Origin of the sequence: Nostoc sp. (assembly GCF_041747015.1) — a bacterium.
Lineage (GTDB): Bacteria > Cyanobacteriota > Cyanobacteriia > Cyanobacteriales > Nostocaceae > Nostoc.
In genome coordinates this window covers 1-3,924 of the sequence record NZ_JBGTFY010000202.1, presented here as the reverse complement: position 1 = coordinate 3,924, position 3,924 = coordinate 1, and the positions used below count along the sequence as shown (strand labels likewise).

The 3,924-nt window shown below is 39.4% G+C and carries 3 protein-coding genes and 1 pseudogene; 2 read left to right on the top strand and 2 right to left on the bottom strand.

The annotated features are described in order from the left end of the window. Positions 1 to 844 (bottom strand): annotated as a pseudogene (locus ACEW80_RS16890) (ISNCY family transposase); the annotation flags it as partial. A gap of 794 nt (positions 845 to 1,638) precedes the next feature. On the opposite strand from ACEW80_RS16890, the gene ACEW80_RS16885 reads away from it, so the two are divergent. Next, entirely contained in the window at positions 1,639 to 2,484 is an 846-nt protein-coding gene (locus tag ACEW80_RS16885) for a hypothetical protein (protein WP_373527702.1), read from the top strand. 7 nt (positions 2,485 to 2,491) lie between these two features. Next, on the top strand, positions 2,492 to 3,457 hold the full coding sequence (locus ACEW80_RS16880) for a diguanylate cyclase (RefSeq protein WP_373527701.1): 966 nt from the start codon (positions 2,492 to 2,494) through the stop codon (positions 3,455 to 3,457). On the opposite strand, the gene ACEW80_RS16875 is transcribed toward ACEW80_RS16880, so the two are convergent. Then, positions 3,395 to 3,799, bottom strand: coding sequence for an NAD(P)-binding protein (locus ACEW80_RS16875; protein ID WP_373527700.1), 405 nt, complete (start codon positions 3,797 to 3,799; stop codon positions 3,395 to 3,397). The genes ACEW80_RS16880 and ACEW80_RS16875 overlap by 63 nt on opposite strands. Positions 3,800 to 3,924: the final 125 nt, after the last annotated feature.

Genomic DNA, 3,924 nt, shown 5'->3' with positions numbered 1-3,924 from the left:
ACGATAAATTAGATTTTTTCGCCCATCCCATTGTTTCTTTTCAACGGTTGTAACTTCTCCACTTCTTTCTAAGAAATCTAGCCATTCATATAAAGTTTTATGCGACGTTTCCAGACAAACAAAGATAAAATTATAACCTTGTTTTACTGCTAAATCACAAATAGGTTGGCGAGAATACAAGTCATCCCCTAAAAGGGTTACAGGATAACCGTACTTATTTTGATGATTTTTATTTAACCATCTTTTAACAGCCGCATTTTCACAGTCTTGTTTCTCATGTCCATCTTGTTTTTTAATAAAATAAGAGTGATAAATTAATTACTTGTTTTTGATTGGGCGAAACCACAATAGGTGTCACACAACCATGAAAATATGTTGTAGTTCCATTTCGATGATTACGACAGTTACAATGAGGACAATTAATTTTCTTTGATGAGAAATATTCTGTGCCATCCAAAGCAATTAAAATTTCTGACTCTAAATAGAGAAACTTTTTCAAAACTCCGTTTTTATTTAACCATTCATAGACTTTTTGAAAAGCCATAAAGATAGTAGCGCCTGGAACTGGATCTAACAAATTTCTTATTTGATTATCACAGGGAATTTTCTCAATTGAAAATAAACTTTCTGCGTTATCTTTTCCTTTATTGCTTTTCATTAATCGTTGATGGTCTAAAAAAGACTCTGACTGAGTAAAAAATATGGAAAATGCAGCCATCATTGCATCTTCTACCTGATATCTCGTATTATTTCCGGGTTTCCTTCCATCAGGTAAATCATGCAATTGTTGACGTAAAAATTGCATTAATTCAATAATTTCTAGAGTTGCTGCCTTTTTAGCCATGTTTGAGTAATTTGACGCGCTGTCGGATTTTTAACTCACCGAGTTTACATCATCTGACAACAATTATAAATTTTTATTTCCCTTGAATTCCCTATTCTAAAAACCGAACGATGAACTGGATTTCCTCCGTTCGTTGTCAGGTAATCCCTCTATTTTATTGAGTAGTTATACTTATTTTTTATTCCAGATGTTTTTTTAGCCATTGCCTCTGCCTGAAAAATTAGTTACTTTGTACTACATTGTGAATTCCAAAATCGGGGTTAATACTCTATTTTTTTCAAAATGAGAATTGCTGATTATAGGACTTACGCATTGACAGACATAACCAAATGTGAATTACCTCTCGTTACAAGGCAGAGCCTTGTAATGCTCTTGTGGGAGGCTCTGCCTCACAGTTTGACAGGAGGCAGAGCCTCCGAGTGATCACATTCCCAGGCAGAGCCTGGGAACGAGACAAACGAGACAAAGATGTGGGTAACGCATAGCCTTATAAAGGAGAGGGAAGCTAGATACAGAATGAAGTTTTACATTTTATTTAATCGACGTTCCTTAGCTGAACTTTATCCCAAATTAAGAACTCGGTTTTCTTTATCCGGTAAAAACCCTGGCTTTTTAGCAAATACTTTTTCTACGTCATCGATTATCGATGAAGTTCAGAAAGTAAAACTACCATTCGACCGAGGTTTTAGCGATCGCGTTCGGGCAACGACTCCGAAGGAGTATCGCTATTTAAAAAAAAACTTTTCGATTTTTAGATTCACAACTTTTGATTTCCAAAATCGCTTATCTCAACTATGCAATTACCAAATCCGATCTCGTTCTCCTCACTTACCTCTGTACTGACGGGTTTAGAAGTGTGCAGTGATGAATCAGTATATGCTCCCGGTTATATTCAGCCGCATGGAATATTGCTGATGCTGCAAGAGCCACAGCTAACAATCTTGCAGATTAGTGAAAATGTGGAACAGTTTTTTGGGATTTCGGCAGAAGCATTGCTGGGTCAACCCTTACAACGGTTATTTTCCCGCGCTCAAGTGCAGCGACTTGCTGGCTATCTGGCTGAGGATAATCTGGAGTTTTGCAATCCGTTTGAGCTAAAAACGCGGCAGGTTGCCGAGACTGATGGGCAACAGAAAAATCAGACATTTACAGGTGTGATGTACCGGATAGTAGATGGGTTGATTATCGAACTAGAACCTGTGCGATCGCTCAAAAGCATCGATTCAATCCAGTCATATCACCGTCTGCAAGCCGTGATCGCCAATTTCCGTAATGCCACTAACCTGACGAATCTGGCTCAAACCCTTGCCAGAGAGGTGAAAGCAATGACTGGCTTTGATCGGGTTATGATCTACCGCTACCGCGAAGAAGCTTTATCAGGGTTAGACCAGCAAACTTTACTTCAGAAATCCCTAATGGTCAAAGATTTACAGGTAATGTCGCCAGAGTGGATTATTCAGGCGCATCAAGCAGCTTTGGATCTCAATGATGCCGAACTCTACAATCTCATTGCTCAAATCCCCAACCAGGAGCAAGTTCTCGCCAATGCTCTGACATATTTGGTGGATAATTTCTATCTGGAAGCGATAGCGAAGTACTGCTGCCAAGCGCAGAGCGCAAATCTAACCCAAACTCAGTAAAAAGATTATGCCTCATTTACTTAAATCCCCTTCGGAAACGAATATCCTCGTCGTAGACGATACCCCGGATAATCTATGGTTGTTAGCCAAAATACTAGAGTTACAGGGTTATACCGTCGGTAAATCCATCAATGGGAGAATGGCATTACAAGCCGTCGAGCGACATCTACCGGATCTAATTCTGCTTGACATCAATATGCCCGAAATGAATGGCTATGAAGTTTGTCAACAGTTGAAAGCATCAAAAACAACAGAGCAAATTCCGATTATTTTTATTAGTGCCCTTGACCAAATTAATGATAAAGTGGAGGCTTTTGAACTGGGTGGAAAAGACTATATCACCAAGCCATTTCAAGAACTTGAAGTGCTAATGCGAATCAGAAATCAGCTACTCATCAAACAGCAACATCAACAACTTCTTGAACAAAATCAACGCCTAGAGCATGAAATTCAGGAACGCCTGAAGGCTGAAGCAGAGGTAAGGCAGCTATCTTTAACTGATGAATTGACAGGACTATATAATCGACGTGGTTTCTTTTGGCTGGCAAATCATCAATTCCAAATTGCCCGACGCACACAAATATTTTGCTGTCTTTTGTTTGTTGATTTAGATGGTCTAAAGCAGATTAATGATTCTCTAGGGCATAAAATCGGAGACAGAGCGATCGTTGACACAGCCCAATTACTAAAGAAAACCTTCCGTGAATCAGATATTATTGCCCGTATAGGAGGAGATGAATTTGTAATATTTGTTTCTAGCTGCTCTGTAGAGAATACAGATGAATTTCGTCCGCGATTGCAAGTAAATGTTGATCGCTTTAATCAAGAGCATAATTACTCATATCAACTATCCATAAGTATTGGTGCTAGCCAATGTGCTTTAAATGAAAACGTTTCACTAGAACAATTGCTAGAACAGGCTGACAAGCTCATGTATGAGCAGAAACGTGCTAAACGCCTCATAAATCATTAATTGTTCTATTGAAAGTGGAAATATAATGTTGTTTTCTTGCCCACATTCCCCAGCTTGACGTAAACGGTAGGCAGCAGTTAAGCCAGCAATTCCCGCACCCACTACCAGCACCTTGGGAATTGTGCCAAAAGCCATAGAATCCCGTCCGTTATGCCAGGTAGCTGTAGCTAATGCGCTTGCTAATCCCAAACCCCCATACAGTAAGCGGCGACGAGTGGTTTTTTGTTTTAAAATGTCAACTATCTCATCTGCGGGAATGCCAGTTTTTATCGATGCTCTCGCAATTTTATAAGCACGTTGCAAAGATCCCATTAGTGCAGACTTAGCTGTAACGACCTGCAATACTAATCGCTCAAACCTGCAATCAAGACATTTTCAAACCAGGATTATTTGCAACTATAATTGCGCTTCAGCCAGGATTATTTGCAACTGAGCCAGGATTAAATGCAACCAACCTGCAATCATCG

Coding starts and splice junctions, on each gene's coding strand:
- ACEW80_RS16880 (WP_373527701.1), top strand. CDS start 2,492: ATGCCTCATTTACTTAAATCCCCTTCGGAAACGAATATCCTCGTCGTA.
- ACEW80_RS16885 (WP_373527702.1), top strand. CDS start 1,639: ATGCAATTACCAAATCCGATCTCGTTCTCCTCACTTACCTCTGTACTG.